General features: G+C 60.9%; 25 protein-coding genes. 18 read left to right on the plus strand and 7 right to left on the minus strand.

The genetic code is table 11. The features are described 5' to 3' along the window. The 13 genes from ABXR19_RS14220 to gspE form a co-directional block, all read left to right on the plus strand. Positions 1-448: pectate lyase (locus tag ABXR19_RS14220; protein WP_354601800.1), on the plus strand; the 448-nt coding region annotated here is incomplete at its 5' end. A 132-nt stretch (positions 449-580) separates the two neighbouring features. Next, on the plus strand, positions 581-1,648 hold the full coding sequence (gspL, locus tag ABXR19_RS14225; RefSeq protein ID WP_354601801.1) for a type II secretion system protein GspL: 1,068 nt from the start codon (positions 581-583) through the stop codon (positions 1,646-1,648). Further along, positions 1,645-2,127: a type II secretion system protein M gene (locus ABXR19_RS14230; protein WP_354601802.1), complete on the plus strand. Its 483-nt coding sequence runs from the start codon at positions 1,645-1,647 to the stop codon at positions 2,125-2,127. Before gspL ends, ABXR19_RS14230 begins: the two co-directional genes overlap by 4 nt. Beyond that, on the plus strand, positions 2,124-2,852 hold the full coding sequence (gspN, locus tag ABXR19_RS14235; protein ID WP_354601803.1) for a type II secretion system protein N: 729 nt from the start codon (positions 2,124-2,126) through the stop codon (positions 2,850-2,852). The genes ABXR19_RS14230 and gspN overlap by 4 nt, the downstream gene beginning before the upstream one ends. A gap of 9 nt (positions 2,853-2,861) precedes the next feature. Beyond that, a complete protein-coding gene (gene gspF / locus ABXR19_RS14240; protein ID WP_354601804.1) occupies positions 2,862-4,061 on the plus strand; it encodes a type II secretion system inner membrane protein GspF in 1,200 nt (399 codons plus the stop codon). Between the two features lie 14 nt (positions 4,062-4,075). Then, complete coding sequence (gspG, locus tag ABXR19_RS14245; protein ID WP_354601805.1) at positions 4,076-4,507, plus strand: type II secretion system major pseudopilin GspG; 432 nt, start codon at positions 4,076-4,078, stop codon at positions 4,505-4,507. 29 nt (positions 4,508-4,536) lie between these two features. Next, complete coding sequence (locus tag ABXR19_RS14250; RefSeq protein WP_354601806.1) at positions 4,537-5,034, plus strand: GspH/FimT family pseudopilin; 498 nt, start codon at positions 4,537-4,539, stop codon at positions 5,032-5,034. A gap of 67 nt (positions 5,035-5,101) precedes the next feature. Beyond that, positions 5,102-5,473, plus strand: coding sequence for a type II secretion system minor pseudopilin GspI (gspI, locus tag ABXR19_RS14255; RefSeq protein ID WP_354601807.1), 372 nt, complete (start codon positions 5,102-5,104; stop codon positions 5,471-5,473). Then, a complete protein-coding gene (gene gspJ, locus ABXR19_RS14260) occupies positions 5,463-6,083 on the plus strand; it encodes a type II secretion system minor pseudopilin GspJ (RefSeq protein ID WP_354601808.1) in 621 nt (206 codons plus the stop codon). The genes gspI and gspJ overlap by 11 nt, the downstream gene beginning before the upstream one ends. Then, positions 6,080-6,970, plus strand: a complete 891-nt coding sequence (gspK, locus tag ABXR19_RS14265) for a type II secretion system minor pseudopilin GspK (protein ID WP_354601809.1) — start codon at positions 6,080-6,082, stop codon at positions 6,968-6,970. The genes gspJ and gspK overlap by 4 nt, the downstream gene beginning before the upstream one ends. Positions 6,971-7,031: 61 nt before the next feature. Continuing rightward, complete coding sequence (locus ABXR19_RS14270) at positions 7,032-7,895, plus strand: hypothetical protein (protein WP_354601810.1); 864 nt, start codon at positions 7,032-7,034, stop codon at positions 7,893-7,895. Next, a complete protein-coding gene (gene gspD / locus ABXR19_RS14275; protein WP_354601811.1) occupies positions 7,892-10,003 on the plus strand; it encodes a type II secretion system secretin GspD in 2,112 nt (703 codons plus the stop codon). The genes ABXR19_RS14270 and gspD overlap by 4 nt, the downstream gene beginning before the upstream one ends. Beyond that, complete coding sequence (gspE, locus tag ABXR19_RS14280; protein WP_354601812.1) at positions 10,000-11,472, plus strand: type II secretion system ATPase GspE; 1,473 nt, start codon at positions 10,000-10,002, stop codon at positions 11,470-11,472. The genes gspD and gspE overlap by 4 nt, the downstream gene beginning before the upstream one ends. Before the next feature lie 381 nt (positions 11,473-11,853). Here gspE and guaA read toward each other — a convergent pair whose 3' ends face one another. From guaA to guaB, 3 genes are all read right to left on the minus strand, one after another. Next, the gene (guaA, locus tag ABXR19_RS14285) at positions 11,854-13,407 is read right to left on the minus strand and encodes a glutamine-hydrolyzing GMP synthase (protein WP_354601813.1); all 1,554 of its coding nucleotides are present in this window, start codon (positions 13,405-13,407) and stop codon (positions 11,854-11,856) included. Positions 13,408-13,413: 6 nt separating this feature from the next. Continuing rightward, a complete protein-coding gene (locus ABXR19_RS14290; RefSeq protein WP_354601814.1) occupies positions 13,414-14,640 on the minus strand; it encodes an MFS transporter in 1,227 nt (408 codons plus the stop codon). Between the two features lie 121 nt (positions 14,641-14,761). After that, entirely contained in the window at positions 14,762-16,228 is a 1,467-nt protein-coding gene (guaB, locus tag ABXR19_RS14295; RefSeq protein ID WP_354601815.1) for an IMP dehydrogenase, read from the minus strand. A 93-nt stretch (positions 16,229-16,321) separates the two neighbouring features. On the opposite strand from guaB, the gene ABXR19_RS14300 reads away from it, so the two are divergent. Beyond that, positions 16,322-16,816 carry a DUF4124 domain-containing protein gene (locus tag ABXR19_RS14300; RefSeq protein ID WP_354601816.1) on the plus strand — a complete coding sequence of 165 codons (495 nt, stop codon included), beginning with the start codon at positions 16,322-16,324 and terminating at the stop codon, positions 16,814-16,816. A 174-nt stretch (positions 16,817-16,990) separates the two neighbouring features. On the opposite strand, the gene ABXR19_RS14305 is transcribed toward ABXR19_RS14300, so the two are convergent. Both ABXR19_RS14305 and ABXR19_RS14310 read right to left on the minus strand, forming a co-directional pair. Then, positions 16,991-17,302, minus strand: coding sequence for an RnfH family protein (locus ABXR19_RS14305; RefSeq protein ID WP_354601817.1), 312 nt, complete (start codon positions 17,300-17,302; stop codon positions 16,991-16,993). After that, a complete protein-coding gene (locus ABXR19_RS14310) occupies positions 17,299-17,742 on the minus strand; it encodes a type II toxin-antitoxin system RatA family toxin (RefSeq protein WP_354601818.1) in 444 nt (147 codons plus the stop codon). The genes ABXR19_RS14305 and ABXR19_RS14310 overlap by 4 nt, the downstream gene beginning before the upstream one ends. Positions 17,743-17,831: 89 nt before the next feature. Between ABXR19_RS14310 and smpB the strand changes: the two genes are divergently transcribed. Then, positions 17,832-18,281 carry an SsrA-binding protein SmpB gene (smpB, locus tag ABXR19_RS14315; RefSeq protein ID WP_354601819.1) on the plus strand — a complete coding sequence of 150 codons (450 nt, stop codon included), beginning with the start codon at positions 17,832-17,834 and terminating at the stop codon, positions 18,279-18,281. 121 nt (positions 18,282-18,402) lie between these two features. Here smpB and ABXR19_RS14320 read toward each other — a convergent pair whose 3' ends face one another. Next, positions 18,403-19,254 (minus strand): SPFH domain-containing protein, encoded by an 852-nt coding sequence (locus ABXR19_RS14320; protein WP_354601820.1) that lies wholly within the window; start codon positions 19,252-19,254, stop codon positions 18,403-18,405. Between the two features lie 168 nt (positions 19,255-19,422). Between ABXR19_RS14320 and ABXR19_RS14325 the strand changes: the two genes are divergently transcribed. Beyond that, positions 19,423-20,460, plus strand: coding sequence for an SPM autocatalytic domain-containing protein (locus ABXR19_RS14325; protein ID WP_354601821.1), 1,038 nt, complete (start codon positions 19,423-19,425; stop codon positions 20,458-20,460). A 2-nt stretch (positions 20,461-20,462) separates the two neighbouring features. Here ABXR19_RS14325 and ABXR19_RS14330 read toward each other — a convergent pair whose 3' ends face one another. Next, entirely contained in the window at positions 20,463-21,827 is a 1,365-nt protein-coding gene (locus ABXR19_RS14330) for a serine/threonine-protein kinase (RefSeq protein ID WP_354601822.1), read from the minus strand. Between the two features lie 155 nt (positions 21,828-21,982). On the opposite strand from ABXR19_RS14330, the gene grpE reads away from it, so the two are divergent. Together grpE and dnaK are read left to right on the plus strand one after the other, a co-directional pair. Next, entirely contained in the window at positions 21,983-22,537 is a 555-nt protein-coding gene (grpE, locus tag ABXR19_RS14335; RefSeq protein ID WP_354601823.1) for a nucleotide exchange factor GrpE, read from the plus strand. A gap of 89 nt (positions 22,538-22,626) precedes the next feature. Further along, positions 22,627-24,564 carry a molecular chaperone DnaK gene (gene dnaK, locus ABXR19_RS14340; RefSeq protein WP_354601824.1) on the plus strand — a complete coding sequence of 646 codons (1,938 nt, stop codon included), beginning with the start codon at positions 22,627-22,629 and terminating at the stop codon, positions 24,562-24,564. The last annotated feature ends 101 nt before the right edge of the window (positions 24,565-24,665 follow it).

Raw genomic sequence — 24,665 nt, forward strand, 5'->3', positions numbered from 1 at the left:
GAACGGTGTAAAAACCGTGTGGTGCGCCCAGCACGATCCGGTCAGCTACGCCCCGCAAGGTGCGCGCGCCTATGAGCTGCCCTCGAAGAGCGGCAAGGAGTCGGTATTGGTCGTGGCCTTCCTGATGACCCGCCCGCAGACAACGGAAGTCAAGGCTGCGGTGCAGGCCGCGATTGCCTGGTACAAGAGCTCGGCGGTTCAGCTGAAAGATACTTATTACAGCAAGACCGAAGCCAGTGCGTTCCGCAATCCCTTCATCGCTCAAACCGGCACAACCACCTGGTACCGTTTCTACGATCTGGATCAGGACAAGGGGTTCTTCAGTGATCGCACTGCCGTCAAGTTCTACGACATCATGCAGATTGAGCAAGAGCGCCTGGCAGGCTATGAATGGGGTGGCAGCTACGGCACCAAGCTCTTCACCTACAGCAACAGCGTCGGCTACTAAGCCCGTCGCAGACTGAAAAGACCGCAGAAAGCCCACGCCTCGCCGTGGGCTTTTATTGCTTTTGCGTGGCATCGCCTCGATGTGCTTTGCTTCTCCCCTATACTTCCCGTTTTCCGCTGACCCTCGCTGCGAATGACTTCTCCAATCAAAATCTTGCGGGTGCGCGTGGCTGCCGCTGGTCTGTCGGCCAGCCCGGTGGACTGGGTGGCGCTGGATACCACGGGGCGAGCGCTGGAGCGCGGCTGCTCGCCGCTCAGCCAACTACCCGCGACGGCCGAACTGGAGCTGGTGATCCCGGCCCGCATGGTTGCCCTGCATACGCTGGAGCTGCCTGCCGGTACCGGCAAACACGAAGCTGCCGTCATTCGCCAGCAACTGGAAGACCGCGTGCTGGGCGAGCTGACCGCCAGCCACATCGTCAAGGGCGAGCGTCTGGGCTCAAAACTCTCCGTATGGCTGGTGTCGCGTGACTGGTTGCTGTCCGTGCTAGCTGCCTGTGGCGCGGCGGGGCTGGTACCGGCCCGCGTGCTGCCCGAGCAAGCCCTGTTAGCCGCACAGAGCTTCGCTGAAACGGAAGGGGGCTTCGTGTACCGCACCAGTACTGGCGCTTGCGGCACCCTGCCTGAAGAAGCCCTGCTCGAGCCGGTCTGCGGCGAGGCGCTGACAAAAATCGAAAACCTGCTGGGCGCACCGCGCGCACTCAATATCGATTTGCTGCAAGGCCTGCCCTCCCTGCGTCAGGCCTCGCGCCTGTCGCGTCCGCAACTCAAACTGGCGGGCTTCATGCTGCTGGCCTTGGCCGGCATCTGGCTGCTGTCGCTGGTTCTGAGCTGGCGTCAGCTGGCTTCGCAGGAAACCGCGCTGCGCGAGGCAATTCGCCAGAATTTCGCTGCCGCCAATCCCGGTGTACCGATCATTGACCCAATCCTGCAATGGCGTCAGCTGCACGGCAAGCAAGCGGCCAAGGGCGGTGATGCGCTGGATCAGCTGGCACAGCTCGCCGAACAGGCGCCGGTGGCGATTCATCCAACCCGCATCGAAGCGGAAAGTGCCGCGCTCAAGCTGACCCTGAGCATGTCGGATGCCGAATTGCTCAAACCTGTGCTGCACGAAAAGAACATCGGTTTCGACATCCAGACCACCGACAACGGATTGCAACAGATCACCATCAGCCGCACGGCAGAAAGGGCGCAGCCATGAAAGCCAAGCTGCTCCTCGCCCAAACCGAATTCGAGAAATTCTGGGCTGCGCGCAATCCGCGCGAACGCCTGATCCTGAGCATTGGCGCAGCCGCGCTGATCGTGCTGGCCTACTGGCTGGCGATCAGCAGCCTGCAAAGCCGTATCGCCAGCCTGCAACGCAAGCTGCCCGAGCTGATGCTCAACAGTTATGAAATCGCCGGTGGTGGTCAAGCCGCCACCCCACGCACCACGCGCGCGGCGGATCTGCGCAGCGATCTGTTCAAGATCCTCGCCGACCGAGGCCTGAAAGCCGAGCTGCGCGCCCTGAGCACCGATCAGGTCGAAATGCGTCTGCCGGATCAGGATGCGAAGACGCTGATCAGCAACTTGAACGCGCTGCACCTGAGTGCTGGCGCCCGCGTCTTGAGCATTCAGATCCGCGCTACCGAGGCCACTGGAGAAGCGGGCTCGACGGTCGTTCTGGAGCGCATGCCATGAAGAAACCCATCTGGTGGGCCTTGGCACTGGGCCTCGTATTCATCATTAGCTTCATCGTCCGCCTGCCAGCCGCGCTGATTGCCCGCGCCCTGCCGGCAACGATCACCCTGGCGGGTGTGAACGGCAGCGTGTGGAATGGCTCGGCCAGCGCGCTGGGCATCGACGGCATCGTGGCGCAAGAAAAACTCGTCTGGCATTTCGAGCCCTCTGCCCTGCTGCGCGGCAGCCTGGCCTGGCAAATCAGCAGTGAGCACATGGGCCAGCCCGGCACGCTGCGCGCCTTGATCGGCCTGCGCCAGCGCGCGCTGGAACAGGTCAAGCTGAGCCTGCCGCTGGAGCCACTGACGCGCTTCAACCCGACCATCGCCGGCGTGCGCCTGAGCGGCGTGCTGCAGCTGGAAAGCGCGCGTCTGAGTCAGGGCGAAGCGATCAAGCTGAGCGCCCGACTGGAACGTGTGTCCTCGGCCATGGCCGCTGAAGCCGCCCTGCTCGGCAGCTATCAGCTGACGGTGGACGCTGACGCCGCAGGCGCCGGCACGCTGCAGGTGAGCCCGCTCGGCGGCCCGTTGCAGATCACTGGTGGCGGCAGTTTCGCACTGGCCAATCAGGCCGTGGATCTGACCCTGCGCCTCAAGCCGGCGGGCGACCTGCCCGGCCTGGCCTCGATTCTGGCGACCTTGCCGCGCGAGGGCGATCAATACGTCCTGAGCTTCAAGCGGCCCTGAGTATCAGACATGGCAAGCTATTCCTATCAAGCACTGACAAGCGGCGAAAAGGCTCAGGTGCAGCGCGGACGCATCGAAGCCGACTCGGCCCGCCACGCCCGCAGCCTGCTGCGCGAGCAAGGTCTGGTCGTCATCGACGTCAAGGAAGAGAACAAGCACGGCAGCCAGTCGCTGCGTCTGGGCGCCGCCAATCTGGCGACCCTGACGCGCCAGCTTGCCGGCCTGCTGGACGCCGGTCTGGCCATCGACGAAGCCCTGACGGTGCTCGGTGAGCAATCCGAAAACAAGCGCGAGAAGACCTTGCTCAGCCTGATCCGTCAGGACATCGCCACCGGCCTGTCACTGTCGGCCTCGCTGGCCCGTTTCGAGCGCGTCTTCCCCGGCTTCTACCGGGCACTGGTGCGCGCTGGCGAAGACTCCGGCAAGCTGCCCGGCGTGCTGCTGCGTCTGGCCGATTATCTGGAACGGCGCGAGGCGCTGAAATCCAGCCTGAGTCTGGCCATCATCTATCCAGCCATCGTGATTCTGGTGTCGGTGGCAGTCATTGCCGGCATGCTGACCTGGGTGGTGCCGCAGATGGTGCAGGTGTTTCAGGGCGCCAAGCAGGTCCTGCCGCTGCCGACCCGGATGCTGCTGGGCATCAGCGGCTTTCTGAGCAACTGGGGCATGTGGCTGTTCCTGCTGCTGGTAATTGCGGTGATCGTCTTCGTGCGGGCGATGAAGAATCCCGATTTTCGTTCGCGCGTGCATGCCTGGCGCCTGACCCTGCCCTGGTTTGGCCGGCTCGAACGCAGCGCCGAAACCGTGCGTTTCGCCAGCACCCTGGCGATCCTCGCCGGCAGCGGCGTGCCGGTACTCACGGCGATGTCAGCGGCCAGTGGCGTGATGAGCAATCTGCCGCTGAAAGCCGCCGCCGAACAGGCTGCGCGTCAGGTCCGTGAAGGCGTCTCGCTGGCGCGCGCGCTGGCCGCGGCCAAAGCCTTCCCGCCCATCCTCGTGCATCTGGTGGCCAGCGGTGAAGCCACCGGACGCCTGGATACGATGCTGGAGCGCGCCGCCGCCGAGCAATCGGCCGGCCTGTCGCGCCGCGTCGAAACCTTTACGCAATTGCTCGGACCGGCCGTCGTGCTGATCATGGGCGGCGTGGTCTTGTTCATCGTGCTGGCAATTCTGCTGCCGGTGTTCGAAATGAATCAGCTGATCAAGTAAGAGACAATCAAATCATGAAAATGCAACGCCGCAATACCGGTTTCACCCTGATCGAAATTCTCGTGGTGGTATCCATTCTGGCCATTCTGGGTGCGCTGATCGTGCCGAAGATCATGGACCGGCCAAGCGAGGCGCGCATCGTCGCAGCCAAACAGGATATCGGCGCCATCGTCTCCGCACTCAAGCTCTACAAGCTCGACAACAGCCGCTACCCCAGTCAGTCTCAAGGCCTGCAGGCGCTGATCACCAAGCCCAGTGGCGATCAGTTGCCCGCCAACTGGAAGAGTGGCGGCTATCTGGAGCGCCTGCCCAAAGACCCTTGGGGTAACGACTATCTGTACCTCACCCCCGGCCTGCATGGCGATATCGACGTGATGAGCTATGGTGCCGATGGCCAGTCCGGTGGCGAAGGTTTTGACGCCGACATCGGCAACTGGATGCCCTGATTTCCAGGCAGCCGACCGATTCAAGCGTCATGCGCAAGCAAGCCGGATTCACCCTGCTCGAACTACTCGTGGTGATGTCCGTCATCCTCGTGGTGATCGGTCTGGCAGTAGTGCGTCTTGACGACTCCGGCTCGCGCGTGACCCATGCGAATGCCGAAGGCCTGAGTCTGGCACTGGAGGCCGCGCGCGATGCGGCGGTGTATAGCGGCAAACCGGTGGCGTTTTCGAGCGACGGCGAGGGTTTCCAGTTCTGGCGCAGCGATGACAAGCAACGCAAATGGCTGGCGCTGAGCGGCGACAGCGCGCTGCAGGCGCGCAAACTGAAAGGCGAAGTACGCATCCTGCAGCAGACGGTTAACGGCAAGTCGCGTCCGCTGGGCGAGCGTCTGGTGTTTTCCGCCGAAGGCCTGTCCGAGCCTTTCACCCTGCTACTGCAGGGCGGTGAGGCGCGGGTGCAAGTCATGGCCGATGCGCTGGGACGCATCCGCATCGAAGATGTGGCGCAGGAGGAAACCGGTGCGCGCTGAACACCCCACCCTCTGCAGAGCCGCACCCAGCTTGCCTCTACAGCACGGCGCACTGAAGAGGCACGCTGTGCGCGGCTCTTCAGGCTTCACCCTGCTCGAAGTGGTGATCGCCCTCGCCATCATCAGTCTGGCCTTGGGTGCGGCGATCCGCGCCAGCGGTTTCGGCGCCGACAAAGGCTACGAGCTGCAGCAGCGCACGCTGGCGGGCTGGGTGGTGAGCAATGTCACCAACGAACTGATGGCAACGCGCAGCTTCCCGGAAATGGGCGCGCTGGACGGCAAGGCGACGCAAGGAAAATTCGCATTCGTGTGGCGTCAGGAAACCGGACCGACTCCGAATCTGAGCTTCCGCCGGGTCGAGATCAAGGTCTTCTCCGCCGACAAACCCGATGATGTGCTGGCACACCAGGTGAGCTATGTGGCGCGCGTTGCAAACTAAGCGGAAGCACGCTGGCTTCACCCTGCTGGAGGTGCTGGTCGCCCTGTCGGTGTTCGCCATCATCACGCTGCTGGCCTATCGCGGGCTGGACAGCATGGCCACGGCCAAGCTGCGTCTGGATCAGGAAATGCACATGTGGCGCGAACTGGAACTGGTGTTCGAACGCATCGGTCTGGACATCACCCAGACCGCGCCACGCAGCTGGAAAGACAGCACGGCCGGAACCGAGGCGCCGCTGCGCTCCGCCGTGCAGGCGAGCACCAGCGAGAGCGGCACGCAATGCCAGCTGGATGTGCTGCGCTTTGGCACAAGCGCCGATCATGAACTGGTGCATGTGCGCTACCTGCTCAAGGAGGGCCAGCTGACCCTGGAGATCATTCCGGAAAACGCCCAGGCCGCTGCAGTGCAAATCAACAGCGGCACGCAAGGCCAGAACCTGTTGCTGACGAACGTGGAGCGCTGCGAACTGAACTTTCTGGATGGCAGCAACAAATGGCTGGCGCGCTGGCCCGCCAGTAATCTGGCTGACCCGACGCGCCCGCGTGGCATGCGTCTGCGCCTGACCCTAGCCGGCCGTGGCGAATTCGAACGGCTGTACTACCTGCCATGACGCAGCGCCGACATACCTCCCGCCAGCAAGGTCTGGCCCTGATCGTTGCCCTGCTGGTGGTGGCGATTGTCGCGGCCATGGCCTTCCTGTTCACCGCACGCCAGCAGCTGTGGATGCGCCAGCTGGAAAACCGCAATGGTTTCACCACCGCGACGATGATCGCCTTTGCCGCCCTCGACATGACTCGTCTGACTTTACGGGATGACGCCCGCAACAATCAGGTCGACCATCTGCTGGAGCCCTGGACCATTCCGATTCCACCCATCGCCGTCGAGGAAGGACATATCTCCGGCCGCCTGAACGAGCTGCAGGGACGCTTCAACCTCGCCAATCTGCTGCCGCCCGCAGGCTCTGCCGTGAAAGAGGACGATGCCGCGCTGCTGCGCCTGGCGCGCACGCTGGGCGTATCGACGGGCGAGATCGCCAAGCTGCTGCAAGCCTTTCAGGAAGTGCGCAAGATCGAGCCGACCAGCACACCGGAACTGTCCGAACTGCTGCGCCGCGCGGCACTGCAGGCGAGCAGCGAAGAAGTGCTGAGAAAACATCTGGTACTGCTACCGGAAACCACGCCGATCAACGCCAATTTCGCCAGCACCGAGGCCTTGCAAGCCAGCATCGCAGACCTGTCGTCAGGTGACGCCAGCGCGCTGATCTCGCGCCGTGCCAGCAAGCCCTTCATGAATCTGGATGAGTTCAAGGAAGCCCTGCCGGCGAAGCTGCGCACGGGTCTCAAGGAAAACGCGGTATCTGTCGAAAGCAGTTATTTCCGTGTCGAAATCGATGCCTGGTTCAGTGAAGTCCATCTGGGCTACGAAGCCCTGCTCAAACGCGACGGCAAGAACATGCCCCAGGTCTTGTGGGCACGGCGCAGCAGCCTGATGGATTGATCGAGCCCATGCTGTCAAATCAATGCAATACTTGTCCGCAAAGTCATAAATGCCCGTAACCATGCGATTCCCCTCTTTGCTCCCCTTGCGCATGCCGGCGCGACTTGCGGCCTGGCGCCCGAATGCGAACTTCGCCCTGCGCAGCCTGATCGCATTGATTGCCGCTCTGCTGTGCTGGCAAAGTGCCGGCCTGCTGGCGCAGATCCTCGGCTGGCAATCCAGCCAGCCCGCGCTGGTGCTGCCGCGCCCGCCCGCCTCTGACACTGGCGCCGGCCGCGCCGCGTTGGCACGCTGGTTCGCGAGCGCCGAAACCGGCAAACCGGTCAGCTCGACCGCGGGCATGCAGCTGATCGCCGTCGTCGCCGGCAAGCGCGGAGTGGCCCTGATCGGCGGCATCGAAAGCACGCCAGTGGCCATCGCGACCGGCAAGGAAGCGCGCCCCGGCCTGCGTCTGATCGAAGTGCTGGCCGACCGGGCAGTTTTCGAACAAGCCGGCGTGCGCAGCGAGCTGACCTTTCCGCCGGTACCGATCAGCATTACCCCGGCACCGGCAGGCATTCCACCAGTTAAGCCCATTGCACCAAAGCCCGTCAAAGCTGAAGCAGAAGTGCCCGTGCAAAGCAGCAACGTCTCGCGCGGCCAGTTGGCCGGCGTCGCTCAGGGCGGCAATCTGGGCGACTGGGACAAGGGCCTGGCGAACTTCGCTGGCGGCGGCATCCGCGTCACCTCGGCCAGCACCCAGCCGCTGGCCAAAGTATTGAATCTGCGTGATGGCGACATCATGAAGCGTGTCAATGATCGGGACTTGACCCAGCTTGCCGATATCTCCCTGATCTACCACCATTTCAGCCAGTCACAGGAGGTCACCCTGACCATTCTGCGCGATGGCAAACCGCAACAACTCAACTTCAAGATCCAGCCATGAAAGTCAAAGCCCTTACCGCTGCCTGCCTGCTGTGTTTCGCCCTCGCCTCCCCTGTCCATGCGGTAGACGAGCGGGTGACGCTGAACTTCGTCAACTCGGATCTGGATGCCACACTCAAGGCCGTGACCCTGATCACGGGCAAGAACTTCGTAATCGACCCCAAACTCAAGGGCACGGTCAACATCGTTTCCAGCCAGCCGGTGGATCGCAATCAGGTGCTGCCCATCGTACAGACCGCCCTGCGCCAGCAGGGCATCACCCTGATCGATAACGGCACGGTGATCAAAGTACTGGCCGAGGCCGATGCGCGCCAGAACGGTGGCACGGTGGTTCTGGGCAAAGGAACTGTTGGCTCTGGCGACAAATTTGTCACCCAGATTTACCCGCTGCGCTATGAATCCGCCACGCAACTGGCCCAGGTGTTGCGCCCACTGCTGGGCAATAACAGCATCATCGCCGCCTATCAGGCCGGCAATGTATTGATCATCAGCGATTACGCCGAAAACCTGTCGCGTATCAACCGCATGATCGAGCACATCGACCAGGCACCGAATAACGACGTGCAGGCTTTCCCGATCAAGAACGCTTCGGTACTGGACATCGCCCAGACCATCGCCCGCCTGATGCCGGAAGTCGTGGTACAAGGCGCTTCCGCACCTTTGCCGGTACCCGACGGCGTCAAGCGCGTACTGCTGGTTACCGATGCGCGCAACAGTCAGTTGCTGGTACGCAGCGAATCCACCGCGCACCTGACCCAGATTAAACGCATCATCGAGATGCTGGATCGCCCCGGCGTCTCCGGCAGCAGCATGCACGTGATTTATCTGCGCAATGCCGAGTCCACCCGTCTCGCCGCCACCCTGCGCGGCATCCTGACCGGCCAGGACTCAGGTGGCGCCTCATCCTCCAGCCTGTCGGGCGGCAGCAGTACCACCAGTGGCAGCACTCAGGCAGCAGCAACCGCTGCCTCGGCGGCGACGCAGAGCAGCTCAGGCAGCACCGCCTCCTCGGCCACTAACATTAAGATCGACGGCAACTCGGTCATGATCCAGGCCGACGCGGTGACCAACTCGCTGATCGTCACCGCCCCCGACCATATCTACAACGACATCCGCAGCATCGTCGAAAAACTCGACGTTCGCCGCGCCCAGGTTTATGTCGAAGCCATGATTGCCGAGGTCAATGTCTCCAAGGCTGGCGAATTCGGTATCCAGTGGGCCGTCGGTGGTGCGAATTCCAAGATTGGCGCCGGCGTAATTTCATCCCTGTCGGGCGGCACCAACAGCATCGCCACGATTGCCACGGGTCTGCTCGCGGGCACCGCCAGCACCGTGCCGGAAGGTTTCAACATCGGCCTGTTCAATGGCGACCCCACCAATGGCACTGCCAACCTCGGCGCACTGGCTTCCGCCATTGAAAAATCCGGCGACGGCAATGTCCTGTCCACTCCGAATCTGCAGACCCTGGACAACGAAGAAGCGCGCATCGTGGTCGGTCAGAACATCCCGATCGTCACCGGCACGCAGGCTTCAACCGGCTCCAACCAGAATCCTTTCACTACGGTCGAGCGCCGCGACATCGGCATCAAGCTGAAGATCAAACCACAGATTTCGGAAGGTGGCGCGATCACCCTGACCGTGGCGCAGGAAGTCTCCAGCATCGACACTTCGGTCAACACCAGCGGCACCGGTATTGCGACCAAGGTGCGCACCATCGAAACCAAGGTGCTCGTCGATAATGGCCAGATCATCGTGCTGGGCGGCCTGATCGAGGATCGTCAGAGCAACAATGACACCCGCGTCCCCCTGCTCAGCGACATCCCGCTGATCGGGCATCTGTTCCGCTATCAAAGTCGCACCCACCAGAAGGTCAACCTGATGGTCTTCCTGCGTCCTGTCATCCTGCGCGACGGTCAGGCCAGCGCCAATCTGGCCAACGAACGCTATGACTACCTGCGCGCCCGCCAGGGCGAGTTCGCCCTGCCGCACAACTGGATGCTGCCCGATCTGCCGGTCGCCCAGTTGCCCGCCCTGCCGCCGCAGCCGCCCGCCAAGCCGGCGCCCGAAGCAGCTCCGGCCGCCACCCCCGCCAGCCCGGTTGCGCCATGAGTGAACGTCTGCTGAGTTTTGCCCACGCCCGCGAATACGGGCTGTTCGATCAGGGCATCGAAGATGGCGTGATGCACGTATGTTTCCGCCAGGGCGGCGACGCCGGCATGCTGGCAGAATTGCAGCGCGGCTTTGACGGCCTCCTGAAGCTTGAAGTATTGCCGTCGGCGGTGTATCAGGAACGTCTGGCCCAAGCCTTCAATCAGGGTGGCACGCGCTCCTCGCGCATGGTCGAAGACATCGCCGATTCGGTCGACCTGTCGAGCCTGCTCGAAGAAATGCCGGAAACGCAGGATCTGCTGGAAGCCGAAGAAAACGCCCCGGTGATCCGCCTGATCAACGCCCTGCTCACCGAATCGCTGCGTGAAGGCGCCTCGGACATCCACTTCGAACTCTTCGAGAGCCGCGCCACCGTGCGTTTCCGCATCGACGGCGGCCTGCGCGACGTGATCGAACCGCAGCGCGGCCTGCACGCGGCCATCGTCTCGCGCATCAAGATCATGGCCGGGCTGGATATTGCCGAGAAACGCCTGCCGCAAGACGGACGCATCACCCTGCGGCTGGCGGGGCGCCCGGTCGACGTGCGCGTATCCACCCTGCCGACTGCCCACGGCGAACGCGTCGTGCTGCGTCTGCTCGACAAATCCGCCAACCGCCTCGATCTGGACAGTCTGGGCATGCCCGCCGCGACCCTGCCGCGCCTGCAAGGCCTGCTCAAACAGCCCCACGGCATCCTGCTCGTCACCGGCCCCACCGGCTCCGGCAAGACCACCACGCTCTACGCCGCGCTGGCCCAGATGGATGCGCGCGAACTGAACATCATGACGGTGGAAGATCCGGTCGAATACGAACTCGACGGCATCGGCCAGACCCAGATCAATGCCCGCATCGAGATGAGCTTTGCCCGCGCCCTGCGCGCGATCCTGCGCCAGGATCCGGACGTCATCCTGATCGGAGAAATCCGCGATCTGGAAACTGCCCAAATTGCTGTGCAAGCCTCGCTGACCGGCCACCTTGTGCTCGCCACCCTGCACACCAACGACGCGCCGAGCGCGATGACGCGTCTCATCGACATGGGCGTCGAACCCTTCCTGCTCGCCTCCTCCAGCATCGGCGTGCTCGCCCAGCGTCTGGTGCGCCGCCTGTGTCCGGCCTGCCGCATCGCCTACCCACCCGACGCCGCCGAACAAGCCCTGCTCAAGATCCCCGCCAGCCACACCTTGTACCGCGCCGGCGCCTGCCCGGCCTGCGCCAACACCGGCTACAAGAGCCGCTCCGGCATCTACGAGCTGATGGTCTTCGACGAAACCACGCGCACCCTGATCCACGATGGCGCCAACGAACAAGTGCTGCGCAACCACGCCGCCGAACACGGCATGCTCAGTCTGCGTGAAGACGGCTTCGAGCGCGTGCGCCAGGGCGTCACCTCGCTCGACGAAATCCTGCGGGTGACGCGGGAAGCGGAATGATCAGCACGGAGTGCTGAGTGCTGAGTGCTGAGTGCTGAGTGCTGAGTGCTGAGTGCTGAGTGCTGAGTGCTGAGTGCGTGGTCAGCGTGTCCCGAGAGCCGCGACGATCAAGCTTCTTCAGGCATTTTCCCGAAGACCCTTACTGCAAGCGGCTCTTCAGCCTGCCGCCGAAACCCAATAAAAAACCCGCCGTAGCGGGTTTTTTATTCATTTTCAGGCCGAAGAAGCTGTTCTTCGTTAGGTCTTACATAGCCATACCGAAGAGCCGCGCCCACATTGTCTCTACAGCACGGCAGCCCGAAGAAGCTTACTGGGAGCACCTCTTCAAGCATGCCCCCTCAGCACTCAGACCTCATTGCTCAACACTCCGCCGCAGGCGGCTCACTCCCACTCGATTGTCGCGGGCGGCTTGCCAGACACGTCGTACACGACCCGGTTGATGCCACGCACTTCGTTGATGATGCGGTTGCTGACCTTGCCCAGCAGTTCGTAGGGCAGCTCGGCCCACTTGGCGGTCATGAAGTCACTGGTGCATACGGCACGCAGGGCAACAACGTATTCGTAGGTGCGGCCATCGCCCATCACGCCGACGCTCTTGACCGGCAGGAAGACGGCGAAGGCCTGGCTTGTCTTGTCGTACCAGTCGAAAGCGCGCAGTTCGTCGATGAAGATGGCATCGGCCCGGCGCAGCAGATCACAATATTCCTGCTTCACTTCGCCAAGCACGCGCACGCCCAGGCCGGGGCCGGGGAAGGGATGGCGATAGACCATCTCATGCGGCAGACCGAGGGCGACGCCGAGTTCGCGCACTTCGTCCTTGAACAGTTCGCGCAACGGTTCCAGCAGGCTGAGCTTGAGGGTATCCGGCAGGCCGCCGACGTTGTGGTGGCTCTTGATGCTGTGGGCCTTGCCGGTCTTGGCGCCGGCCGATTCGATCACGTCCGGGTAGATCGTGCCTTGCGCCAGCCACTTGGCGCTGGGCAGCTTGGCAGATTCAACCTGAAAGACTTCGACGAATTCGCGGCCGATGATCTTGCGCTTGGCTTCGGGATCGCTGACGCCGGCCAGATGCCCCATGAACTGGGCGGTGGCATTGACGTGAATAACCTTCACGCCCAGATGCTTGTTGAAAATGTTCATGACCTGCTCGCCTTCGTTCAGGCGCAGCAAACCGTTATCGACGAACACGCAGGTGAGCTGATCGCCGATGGCGCGATGGATCAGTGCTGCAGCCACAGAGGAATCGACGCCGCCGGAAAGGCCGAGGATGACTTCGTCAGTGCCGACCTGCTCGCGGATTTTAGCCACGGCCTGATCAATGTAGTTGGGCATGGTCCACGACGGCTGGGCCTTGCAGATCTGCAGCACGAAGCGATTGAGCATGTCGCGCCCCTTGAGGGTGTGCGTCACCTCGGGGTGGAACTGCACAGCGTAAAAACCGCGTGCCTCGTCGGCCATGGCCGCGTGCGGACAGGCGGCATTGCTGGCGATGAGCTTGAAGCCAGCGGGAATTTCGGTGACCTTGTCACCGTGGCTCATCCACACTTCGAGGAAGTTTTCACCGGCATCGCCGACGCGATCTTCCAGCCCGTCGAAGAGCGCACTGCCATGCGTCTGGATTTCGGCGAAACCGAATTCGCGCACCGTGCCGGCTTCAACCTTGCCGCCCAGCACCTGCGCCATCCACTGCATGCCGTAGCAGATGCCCAGCACTGGCACGCCGAGTTCGAACAGCTTCGGGTCAGCCTGGTAATCGGACTCATACACCGAATTCGGCCCGCCCGACAGGATGATGCCAGTGGGATTGAAGCTGCGGATAAAGTCGATGGAGACATCGAAAGAATGCAGTTCGCAATACACATGCGCTTCGCGCACGCGACGGGCGATCAGCTGGCTGACCTGGGAACCGAAATCGAGGATGAGGATTTTATGCATGATGGCTCAGAGCGTGGCGGATTCAGAAGGAGTAAGTTCAGCAGCCGCGGCAGTCGCAGCGGCTTGGTGGGTCATGAAATAGCGCATGGCAAGAAACGCAGCGACCGCTTGCAGCAGCGCGCTGAAAAAGAAGGGGGCGCCCAGACGCCAGTCCTGTGCGGGCAGATGCGAAACGGCCGCCAACAAGGGCGCGCCGACCATCGGCGCGAGCACGGCCATCAGGCTATTGAGCGAAGACACCGCGCCCATGGTCTGGCCCTGATTGTGGGCCTCGGCCGAATTCGAGATCAGGCTCTGCACGGCGGCCATGGAGCCAAAGGCCAGCACATTGCAGCCGATCACGGCGTACATCATCCAGCCCTCGGTCGCCAGGCCCCACAACAGATAGGCCACTGCGCCAGAGGCCAGACCGATGGCAGCCAGCTTGCGGGCACCGAACCAGCGCAGGAAGTGTTTGAGCAGGAAGCCCTGCACGATCACCGACATGACGCCTACGGCAAACAAGGACCAGCCGTTTTCGCTGGGGCCCCAGCCGAAACGGAAAAAATTATGGAGCACCCAGCTGGTATGCAGCGTGAATTGCGCCAGTGAGGCCATCGCCACCACTGCCACCAGTGGGCCGATACCCTTGAGCTGACCCAGTTTGCGCAGCGCCGATACAGGGTTGGCTGACGGCCAGTGAATCGGCTTACGGCGTTCGAGCGGCAGAGATTCGGGCAGAACGAAATAGCCATACAGCAGATTGAGAATAGAAAGCGTGCCGGCCGCGAAGAAAGGCAGGTTCAGGTGGATCGCTCCGAGGATGCCGCCCATCACCGGGCCAAGGATGAAGCCCAGCCCGAACATGGCGCCCAGCATGCCGAAGCGGCTTGCGCGCTGCTCGGGCGGCGTAATGTCAGCGACGTAGGCGTTCGCCACTGCGGCGTTGGCCTGCATGGCGCCGCCGACCAGACGCACCGCAACCAGCATCCACAGGGAAGTCGCTAGGGCGGTGGCAAAGAAATTCAGAGCCAGACCGCAGAAGCCCAGCAAGAGTACCGGGCGGCGGCCATAACGATCCGACAGCGCGCCGAGAATCGGCGAGCCGATGAAGTTGGCAAAACCAAAGGAAAACGCGACCGCGCCATACCACCAGGCCTGCTCCGTTGGAGAGCTGGTGAAGCTGCCTACCAGCGCGGGGAGCACCGGAATGATCAGGCCGATCGAGATCATGTCGATCAGCACGGTAATCATGATGAACCCTATCCCTGCGGAGCGCCCCTTCGTTGCCTTGTCAGGAGTCGATGCAGAGATGTTCATCAAGCGTACTTTCCGGGAATCATGCGGGCCACCGGATGGTGGCCCGTACTGCTCATCAATCCAGATGCTGGTAGTTCGGCGCTTCTTTGGTGATCTGCACATCATGGACGTGCGACTCGCGGATGCCTGCCGAGGTGATTTCAACGAACTCGGCACGCGCCCGCATCTCTTCGATACCGTTGCAGCCGACATAACCCATGGAAGAGCGCAAACCACCCATCAGCTGATGGATCACGGCGCCGACCGGGCCCTTGTAGGCAACGCGACCTTCGATGCCCTCCGGAACCAGTTTCTCGGCGTTGCCGCTGTCGTTGTCCTGGAAATAGCGATCAGCCGAGCCCTGCTCCATGGCGCCCAGCGACCCCATACCGCGGTAAGCCTTGTAACTGCGGCCCTGGAACAGCACGGTTTCGCCCGGAGCTTCTTCGGTACCGGCAAACAGGCCGCCGAGCATCACGCAGTTGGCACCGGCCGCGATGGCCTTGGAGATGTCACCCGAATAACGGATACCGCCGTCGGCAATAAAGGGGATGCCTTGTGCCGCCAGCGCATTGGCCACGTTGTCGATGGCCGTGATCTGCGGCACACCAACACCCGCCACGATCCGCGTGGTGCAGATCGAGCCCGGGCCGATACCGACTTTGACCGAATCCGCACCAGCGTCGACCAGCGCCTTGGCCGCCGAAGCGGTGGCGATATTGCCGCCAATCACTTCAACTTGCGGGAAATTCTTCTTCACCCAGTTCACGCGATTGAGCACGCCTTGCGAATGGCCGTGAGCGGTATCCACCACGATCACGTCCACACCGGCTTCGGCCAGCAGTTCGCAGCGTTCCTCGGTGCCGGCACCCACGCCGACAGCTGCACCGACCAGCAGACGGCCTTGCGCATCCTTGGCGGCCAACGGATGCTCGGTGGCTTTCTGGATATCCTTCACGGTAATCAGACCGTAGAGTTCGCCGTTCTCCTTGAGCACCAGCACGCGCTCCAGACGATGTCGATGCATCAGGGCCTTGGCTTCATCCAGCGAGGCACCTTCCTGCACCGTGATCAGGCGCTCACGCGGCGTCATGATGGCCGCGACGGATTGATCGAGATTGGTTTCGAAGCGCAGATCGCGGTTAGTCACAATGCCGACGACACGACGGCCTTCGACCACCGGCAAGCCGGAAATCTTGTGCAGACGGGTCAGCGCAGTGACTTCGCGCACGGTCAGTGTCGGCGGGATCGTGATCGGATCACGCAGGACGCCTGATTCAAACCGTTTGACCTTGGCCACTTCCTGCGCCTGCTGCTTCGGAGTAAGGTTCTTATGAACGATGCCGATGCCACCTTCCTGTGCCAGCGCAATGGCCAGACGGGATTCGGTGACGGTGTCCATGGCTGCGGACACGAGCGGAATATTCAGGGTGATTTTGCGCGTCAAGCGCGTTGCGAGGCTGACATCACGTGGGAGAACGTTGGAATGGGCTGGGACCAGCAAAACGTCATCGAACGTCAGCGCCTTCTGGATCAATCGCATGTCTATAATCCTTACCGGCAAATGAGCATTATACAGGTGGAGGGCGGCGCCGTGAATCCGGCACGCACTTCGAAGAATCACAAAGGAGCACTCATGGCTTTCAAATTCATCCTCAAATCCCTTGCAATGTTTGCGGCCTGTGCCCTGCCCATGCTGGCCAGCGCTCAGGTTTACACCTGGAAAGACGCCAACGGGCGTACCCATTTCGCGGACCAGCCGCCGGTCGGAACCGACGCCAAGCCCGTGCGTGGCAACATCGTGCCGCCAGAACCTGAGGCGCCGCGCGCGAGCGGCTCAGCCCCGTCCGCCAAAGCCTCCGGCCCCAGAACTTGGGAAGATCAGGATCGCGACTACAAACAACGCAAAACTGAACAGGCCGAAGCGGATGCCAAGGCCAAGAAAGAAAAAGACGCCAAGGCCGAGAAAGACAAGTATTGCAGCAGCCTGCGCAGCAATCTCGCCGCTCTGGAGCGCGGAGGGCGCATGTCCAAACCCAACGCCAAGGGCGAGCCGGACTTTCTGTCGGAAAATCAGATGAAGAGCGAAGCCGACCGGATTCGCAGCCAGATCGCCAGCGACTGCAAGTAAACGCAAGCAGGCACATACAAAAAGGGCCGCTCATCGAACGGCCCTTTTTGCATTTCAAGAGGCGCTACCCCTATTCCGTTTTCAGGGCAATAGTGCCGCGAAGGCGAGGCTTAGATCAGTGCTAAAGCACGGCAAGCCGAAGTCGACGAAGGCAATATTGGCCTGAAAACGGAATTACAAGTCGCCGCCGCCTTTTTTCATAGCCTTGCCCTCTTCAGCGCGCTTGCGCCGCACCTCTTTCGGATCGGCAATCAGCGGACGGTAGATCTCCACCCGATCCCCCTCGCGAAGCGCTGTATCCAGCCGCACCAGCTTGCCATACACGCCGAACTTGCTTTGTTCCAGACTGATTTCCGGAAATCTTACCAACAAACCACAAGCTTCCAGCGCCTGCTGCACCGTGCCATTTGGCGCCAGTTTCACCTTGGCCAACTCCTGCCGTTCAGGCAAGGCGTAGCAAACTTCCACACTGATCTGCTCACTCATGATTTTCTTTCCCTGCCGAGCTGGTCGGCGCGCTTGACGAAGGCTTCAACAAAACTTCCGACGATATGACTGAAAACGGGACCCAGCACCTTTTCAAGCAGATGACTGGAGAATTCGTAGTGCAGCTGGAATTCGATCTTGCAAGCCCGCTCACCCAAAGGCGTGAAACGCCACTCCCCCTCCAGCAGGCGAAACGGGCCGTCGTGCAGGCGCATCGCAATGCGCCGCCCCGGCTCGCTGACATTGGCAGTCGAAAACTTCGTCTTGATACCGTGATAATTCACATGCAAGGTCGCGAGCATTGAATGCGGCGTGCGATCCACGACCTCGCCGCCACCGCACCAGGGCAGGAACGCGGGGTAATCCTCGACGCGTTCGACCAAGCCATACATCTCGTCTGCCGAATGCTCGATAAGGACAGACTTCCTGATTTCAGCCATAGGGAACCCAAAACTGCTTTGCGCTGCACTGCTAGAATGGTGGATTCTAGCGGATTGCGGCCCGACAACGGCCACCGACAGCACCCAATATGAGCATCATCGACAATCGCAAAGCCTTTCACGACTACTTCATCGAGGAACGTTTCGAGGCGGGTTTCGTGCTGGAAGGCTGGGAAGTCAAGGCGATCCGTGCCGGCCGGGCACAGATCAAGGAGGCCTATGTGCTGGTTCGTGGCGCCGAGCTGTTCATCATCGGCATGCACATCAGCCCGCTCCTGTCTGCCTCCACCCACATCAAGACGGATCCGGTGCGCACCCGCAAGCTGCTGCTGCACGCCCACGAAATCAGCCAGCTGATCGGCAAGGTCGAACGCGCCGGCTTCACCCTGATCCCGCTGGACCTGCATTACAGCAAGGGCCGCATCAAGATAGAGATCGGTCTGGCCAAGGGCAAGAAGCAGTACGACAAGCGCGAAACCGAAAAGGAGCGCGACTGGGTGCGCGAGAAGCAGCGCCTGATGCGCGACAAAGTTCACTAAGCCTGGCTGAAGAGCCTCACCCAGCGGACTTCTTCAGCCCCACATACTGCCAAGCCTTGCCAGTAAAGGCTGAGCAGGCAAGCACTCCGCAGAACCAGTCCAGATGGGGCCCTGCAAGCACTTAGCTGCGCACACCCACGAAGCGCTTGACGACCTCCTGCAGATCCGCCGGAAGAACGATCATCTTGGCGTTGTCCGAGGCGGCCAGCTTTTCCATGGCGTGAATGTATTTTTCACCCAGGATGAACATCATCGGCGTGCTCTGCTCGCCAATCGCATCGGCCACGCGCCGGATGGATTCGGCGGACGAGGTTGCCAATGCCACCTGGGCATTCGCATCACGCTTTGATGATTCCAGACGCGCTTCTGCTTCAAGAATCGCTGCCTGCTTGCTGCCTTCGGCGCGAGTCACCACGGCCTTGCGCTCGCGCTCGGCAGCAGCCTGCAACTCCATGGCGCGTTGCATCGACTCGGAGGGTTTGATGTCCTGAATCTCCACCGTCTTGATGCTGATGCCCCAATCCATCGCCTCATCCGAAATGCTCTCGCGCAGCCGCGCCTTGATCCGGTCACGCGAAGACAAGGCCTCATCCAGCTCCATTTCACCAACAATGGAACGCAGCGTCGTCATCACCAGGTTACGGATTGCTTCCTGAAAATTGGTGATGCCATACACGGCGCGAATCGGATCGGTCACCTTGATGAAGGCAATCGCATTGGTCAGGATCACCGCATTATCGCGGGTAATCACCTCCTGCTCCTGCACATCGAGAATGATGTCCTTGGTGGTGACCTTGTAGGCCACACGATCGACATACGGGATCAACACACTCAGGCCCGGTGTGATTGTGGTGAGGTACTTGCCCAGACGCTCAACGACCCATTCCTCGCCCTGCGGCACGATACGCACGCCCTTGGCGAGGGTAATCACCACAAACACCAATAGCGCAATAACAACGATCAAAGCCGGCATGGAAGTTCCCTTGATTGACAGATGCCGGAATGGTAACGCCTTTGCTCACGACATGGCGCGCGCCGCCTTTGAAGGGGGTGTCCCCCCATCAGGAATTCAAGCTCTTCTGTCGCATGCCGGTAACTCCTGCATAGACGATCGCAATTTGAGGGTCGCAAGGAGAAACGCATGAAAATCGAACAATCCAACCTCCATTCGGAGGGCAAGGCGCTCGCTTGGCAATCCACCCGGCGACACAGCGAAGCCAGCCTCTCCATCACGTTTCCGGAGCGCCGCGCGCCGCAGCCCGAACCGGCTACGCGTACCGAGATCTCATCCGCCGGCATGGCGGCGCAGCAGAGCGAAGCCATTGTTGAGAGCAGCGGCGAAGACTCCACCGATCCGCGCATGCAACTACTGATCGCCATCATCGAAGCCCTGACCGGGCGCAAGGTGAAGTTGTTCAGCGCGTCGGAACTGCAATCCGGCAGCAGTGCAAGCGTCGAAGCAGCGCCTGCCGAGGCCACCGAAGCGACAGCAAATGCACCTGCACCCGCCAACACGGATCCCGTCTGGTCGGTCCGGATTGAAACCAGCCAAGTGCATGAAGAATTGGAGATTGCCAGCTACAGCGCTCAAGGCCAGGTCAGCACCGCTGACGGGCGCAAGATCAGTTTCTCGCTGGATCTGCTGATGCAGCGCTACGAACAACAGGAAAGCCGCAGCGTGTTCGAAGCCAGCAACGCCCCGAAAGCCAAAGATCCGCTGGTGCTGAACCTCGCGACAGATCAGATTCGCCTGAAGGCTGCCGAATTCAGTTTTGACCTGAATGCCGACGGCAAGACGGAAAGCCTCGCAAGCCTGGCGGCCGGCAGTGCCTTTCTGGCGCTGGATCGCAATGGCAACGGCAAGATTGACGACGGCCGCGAATTATTCGGGCCAAGCAGCGGTGATGGTTTTGAAGAGTTGAGTGCGCTTGACGACGACGGCAACGGCTGGATCGACGAAAACGACGCCGCATTCAGCAAACTGCAGGTATGGCATCCCGGCGATCAGGCGCAAAGCCTGAAAACGGCGAATGTCGGGGCGATTGCGCTGGATCGAGTGGGAACGGCCTTTACGCTCAAGGCCGGTGGAGAAACGGCGGGAGCCGTACGCACGACTGGCCTGTTCCTCAGCGAGGACGGCATTGCCAAAACAATTCAGCAGATTGATCTGGTCGTGTAATTCTAATTATTAACCAGCTGCAACTCCATGCCCGACATGGTGACATTCACCGCACGGATGGCTTTCACACCGCTTTCCGCGATCCTGCTTTCGGCACGCGCCAGGCGCGCGACCAACGCCGAACTCAAGCGATCCCGGAAGTGTTCCATACACTCTTCCGACGCCAGAGCCAACGCGGCCGGGGTGATTTCCAGATAGCGCACAAAGGTACGGCTGATCACGGTGCATGTTTGTTTGTGGTCGACCTTGTCCAGATAGGCCGTCTCACCAAAACTCTCGCCCAAGGCCACAGTCGCAAGCACGCGATCATTGATCGACAATTCGATTTCGCCTTCCAGCAAAATTCCGAAACGCTGGTCCGTATTCCCTTCGCGAATGATCTGGGTCATCGGCTCGGCCATGCGCCAAGCGGAGAAACGCACGATTTCCCAAAGCTCGACGTCCTCGAACTCGGTAAAAAACGGCAGCTTGCGCAACTGCCCGAAGCGCGAGCCATCCGGAATCCGGTCGTTTTCGTCGTAAATCTTGAACTGGATCCCCGACAGATCCTTGGCGAATTCGGCGCCGTTCTTGTAACGTGAATACAGATCCTTTTCCAGAGCGCGGCGAATCACCGCATCCATAGCTTCAGGCACATCAGGATTCAACGTACTGGCCGAGGGCGGATCGGCATTGATGATCTTGTACACCAGCTGCGCCGGATTCTTGGCACGGAAGGGCAAACGGCCCGTCAGCATGTGGAACAGCACCACGCCCAGCGAATACAGATCGGTCTTCTGGTTCAGCGGGTAATTCTTGATCTGCTCAGGCGACATGTAGGCCGGCGAGCCCACGCCCATGATGAAGGTCGAATCTTCGGCGCTCTTCTTGTTCACGTTCAGCGCCAGACCGAAGTCGGTGATTTTCACCTCGTCCTCGGCATTGACCAGAATGTTCGCCGGCTTGATATCGCGGTGAACGATGCCCTGGCGATACGCGTAATCCAGCGCCATGCAGCACTTGAAAATGATGCTGGTGGTGCGATGCACGGGCAGCATTTTTTCGTAAGTACAGTAATCTTCCAGCGAGCCGCCGGGAAAATACTCCATCACCACGTAGGCCTCTTCCGCCTCGATCACCGCCTCGTAGATATTGATGATGTGCGGGTGATCCAGCTTGCGCGCCACAGAGCCCTCGGCGCGCAACAACTTGAGCAGGCGCCGGTTCCACTTGGCCTCATCCTTGGCTTTGTCGCGAAAGGAGATGTACTTGAGGGCCACCGGCTCGGGATAATACGGATTCTCCGCCAGATAGACGACCGCGGTCGCACCGCGCCCTACCTCGCGAATGATCTTGTATTTACCGACTTGTGTTGGCATATCAGCCATGGATCACGTCGCCCCGTCTGTTTCTGTACAAACCTGAATAGCAGGCAGATTCTATCGCCAGTGTGACAAAGTTCACGAAAAAAAAGAATGCCAGCACTTGAAATGGATCAACGGCACCCGCAGATGCTTGATTGAACCATTCAGGAGCCCGCTTCATGCCGCACCCTCAGGATAACCTCGCTAACGATAGCAACACCTCAGACACCTCTATGGAAGCTGTTGACGGCACGGAAGCCGAAAACATTGATAGCTTTCCTAGCATCGAAGAACAGTTGCGTCAGGCCGAACTGCAATCAGCCGAACACCACGATGCCTGGCTGCGCGCCAAGGCCGAAACCGAAAACATGCGCCGCCGTGCTCAGGAAGACATCAGCAAGGCAGCAAAGTTCGCCATCGAGCGCTTCGCCAACGAACTGCTGGTGGTAAAAGACAGTCTGGAGCAAACGCTGGCGGTTGAAGGGGCAACACCTGAAGCGATCCGTGAAGGCGTGGACCTGACCCTCAAAAACCTGAGCAAAGCCTTCGAGAAGAGTGGTTTGCAGGAAATCAGCCCGATCGGCGAGAAGTTCGATCCACACAAGCACCAGGCAATCTCTGCAATCCCTTCTGATCAGCCCGCCAACACGGTGGTGCAGGTCTTCCAGAAGGGCTACACGCTGGAAGGCCGTGTGCTGCGTCCGGCATTGGTTGCCGTCGCCCAGTCGGCTTGAAATCGCCCGCCTTACCCCCACTTAGTTATCAGAAATGAACATGAAGCGCGCATCTGCGCTTCCAGAATTGCAATCAAGGAGCAGTAAATATGTCCAAAATTATCGGTATTGACCTCGGCACCACCAACAGCTGCGTGGCCATCATGGAAGGCGGCCAGCCCAAGGTGATCGAAAACTCGGAAGGTGCGCGCACCACCCCGTCCATTGTCGCCTACATGGAAGAAGGCGAAGTCCTGTGCGGCGCGCCCGCCAAGCGTCAAGCCGTGACCAACGCCAAGAACACGCTGTACGCGGTCAAACGCCTGATCGGTCGTCGCTTTGAAGAAAAAGAAGTGCAAAAGGACATCCACATGATGCCCTACGCAATCGTCAAGGCCGACAACGGCGACGCTTGGGTCGAAGTGCGCGGCAAGAAGATGGCGCCTCCCCAGATCTCCGCTGACGTGCTGCGCAAGATGAAGAAGACCGCCGAAGACTACCTCGGCGAAGAAGTCACCGAGGCGGTCATCACCGTGCCGGCTTACTTCAACGACAGCCAGCGTCAGGCCACCAAGGACGCCGGACGCATCGCTGGTCTGGACGTCAAGCGCATCATCAACGAGCCGACTGCCGCCGCACTGGCCTATGGCCTCGACAAGGTGGGCAAGAAGGATCAGAAGATCGCCGTATTCGACTTGGGCGGTGGCACTTTCGACATCTCCATCATCGAAATCGCCGACGTGGATGGCGACAAGCAGTTTGAAGTACTCGCTACCAACGGCGACACCTTCCTTGGCGGTGAAGACTTCGACCAACGCCTGATCGACTTCATCGTCGCTGAGTTCAAGACCATCAACGGCGTCGACCTGTCCAAGGACGCGATTGCCCTGCAGCGCATCAAGGCCGCTGCCGAGCGCGCCAAGATCGAGCTGTCTTCGGGTCAGCAGACCGAAATCAACGAGCCTTACATCACCATGGCCAACGGCGCTCCGGTGCACTTGACCATGAAGATCACCCGCGCCAAGTTCGAGTCGCTGGTTGAGGAACTGGTCAACGCCACCATCGAGCCTTGCCGCAAGGCGCTGAAGGATGCTGGTCTGGGCATTTCCGATATTGACGACGTGATCCTCGTTGGCGGCCAGACGCGCATGCCCAAGGTGCAGGAAAAGGTCAAGGAGTTCTTCGGCAAGGAAGCCCGCAAGGACGTTAATCCGGATGAAGCCGTGGCCGTCGGCGCCGCGATCCAAGGTGGCGTGCTGCGCGGTGACGTGAAAGATGTGCTGCTGCTGGACGTATCGCCGCTGTCGCTGGGCATCGAAACCCTGGGTGGCGTAATGACCGCCATGATCAAACGCAACACCACCATCCCGACCAAGCACGCACAAGTCTTCTCGACGGCCGACGACAACCAGCCTGCCGTGACCATCAAGGTCTATCAGGGCGAGCGCGAAATGGCTGCCGGCAACAAGATGCTGGGCGAATTCAATCTGGAAGGCATCGCCCCCGCTCCGCGCGGCATGCCGCAGATCGAAGTCACCTTTGACATCGACGCCAACGGCATCCTGCACGTGAAAGCTGCCGACAAGGCGACCGGCAAGGAAAACAAGATCACCATCAAAGCCAACTCAGGCCTGTCGGAAGACGAAATCCAGAAGATGGTGAACGACGCTGCCGCTCACGCCGAAGAAGATCACCGTCAGCATGAACTGGTCGACGCCCGCAACCAGTGTGATGCGCTGATCCACACGACCAAGAAGGCCCTGAGCGAGCATGGCGACAAGGTGGCTGCCGATGAGAAAGAAAAAATCGAAGCCGCACTGAAGGACGCCGAAGAAGCCATGAAGAGCAGCGACAAGGCTGACATCGAAGCCAAGACGCAAGCCCTCGGCACAGTCAGCCAGAAGCTCGGCGAAGCCGTATATGCCGCCCAGCAAGCGGCCGCGGGCGGTGGTGCAGGCCAAGGCGAAGCACATGCCCACGCCGAGGCCAAGCCCGCAGACGACAACGTGGTGGATGCCGAATTCACTGAAGTGAACGACAAGAAGTAAGCACTGGTCAGGAAGGAAAAATGAGGAGTGTGGTGCGTAGCGCGCCCACTCCTCATTTCCACATCCAGCACTGCACGTTCTCCTGCCCCTAACATCTCCCT

Origin of the sequence: Uliginosibacterium flavum, assembly GCF_040566545.1 — a bacterium.
Taxonomy (GTDB): Bacteria; Pseudomonadota; Gammaproteobacteria; order Burkholderiales; family Rhodocyclaceae; genus Uliginosibacterium; species Uliginosibacterium flavum.

What these genes read in the sequence shown, in the direction of transcription:
- ABXR19_RS14250 (WP_354601806.1), top strand. Translation starts at nt 4,537, where the DNA reads ATGCGCAAGCAAGCCGGATTCACCCTGCTCGAACTACTCGTGGTGATG.
- ABXR19_RS14330 (WP_354601822.1), bottom strand. Translation starts at nt 21,827, where the DNA reads ATGGCTGATATGCCAACACAAGTCGGTAAATACAAGATCATTCGCGAG.
- grpE (WP_354601823.1), top strand. Translation starts at nt 21,983, where the DNA reads ATGCCGCACCCTCAGGATAACCTCGCTAACGATAGCAACACCTCAGAC.
- guaB (WP_354601815.1), bottom strand. Translation starts at nt 16,228, where the DNA reads ATGCGATTGATCCAGAAGGCGCTGACGTTCGATGACGTTTTGCTGGTC.
- dnaK (WP_354601824.1), top strand. Translation starts at nt 22,627, where the DNA reads ATGTCCAAAATTATCGGTATTGACCTCGGCACCACCAACAGCTGCGTG.
- smpB (WP_354601819.1), top strand. Translation starts at nt 17,832, where the DNA reads ATGAGCATCATCGACAATCGCAAAGCCTTTCACGACTACTTCATCGAG.
- ABXR19_RS14320 (WP_354601820.1), bottom strand. Translation starts at nt 19,254, where the DNA reads ATGCCGGCTTTGATCGTTGTTATTGCGCTATTGGTGTTTGTGGTGATT.
- gspE (WP_354601812.1), top strand. Translation starts at nt 10,000, where the DNA reads ATGAGTGAACGTCTGCTGAGTTTTGCCCACGCCCGCGAATACGGGCTG.
- ABXR19_RS14290 (WP_354601814.1), bottom strand. Translation starts at nt 14,640, where the DNA reads ATGATTACCGTGCTGATCGACATGATCTCGATCGGCCTGATCATTCCG.
- ABXR19_RS14270 (WP_354601810.1), top strand. Translation starts at nt 7,032, where the DNA reads ATGCGATTCCCCTCTTTGCTCCCCTTGCGCATGCCGGCGCGACTTGCG.
- guaA (WP_354601813.1), bottom strand. Translation starts at nt 13,407, where the DNA reads ATGCATAAAATCCTCATCCTCGATTTCGGTTCCCAGGTCAGCCAGCTG.
- gspG (WP_354601805.1), top strand. Translation starts at nt 4,076, where the DNA reads ATGAAAATGCAACGCCGCAATACCGGTTTCACCCTGATCGAAATTCTC.
- gspD (WP_354601811.1), top strand. Translation starts at nt 7,892, where the DNA reads ATGAAAGTCAAAGCCCTTACCGCTGCCTGCCTGCTGTGTTTCGCCCTC.
- ABXR19_RS14310 (WP_354601818.1), bottom strand. Translation starts at nt 17,742, where the DNA reads ATGGCTGAAATCAGGAAGTCTGTCCTTATCGAGCATTCGGCAGACGAG.
- gspN (WP_354601803.1), top strand. Translation starts at nt 2,124, where the DNA reads ATGAAGAAACCCATCTGGTGGGCCTTGGCACTGGGCCTCGTATTCATC.
- gspK (WP_354601809.1), top strand. Translation starts at nt 6,080, where the DNA reads ATGACGCAGCGCCGACATACCTCCCGCCAGCAAGGTCTGGCCCTGATC.
- ABXR19_RS14230 (WP_354601802.1), top strand. Translation starts at nt 1,645, where the DNA reads ATGAAAGCCAAGCTGCTCCTCGCCCAAACCGAATTCGAGAAATTCTGG.
- ABXR19_RS14300 (WP_354601816.1), top strand. Translation starts at nt 16,322, where the DNA reads ATGGCTTTCAAATTCATCCTCAAATCCCTTGCAATGTTTGCGGCCTGT.
- ABXR19_RS14305 (WP_354601817.1), bottom strand. Translation starts at nt 17,302, where the DNA reads ATGAGTGAGCAGATCAGTGTGGAAGTTTGCTACGCCTTGCCTGAACGG.
- ABXR19_RS14325 (WP_354601821.1), top strand. Translation starts at nt 19,423, where the DNA reads ATGAAAATCGAACAATCCAACCTCCATTCGGAGGGCAAGGCGCTCGCT.
- gspF (WP_354601804.1), top strand. Translation starts at nt 2,862, where the DNA reads ATGGCAAGCTATTCCTATCAAGCACTGACAAGCGGCGAAAAGGCTCAG.
- gspL (WP_354601801.1), top strand. Translation starts at nt 581, where the DNA reads ATGACTTCTCCAATCAAAATCTTGCGGGTGCGCGTGGCTGCCGCTGGT.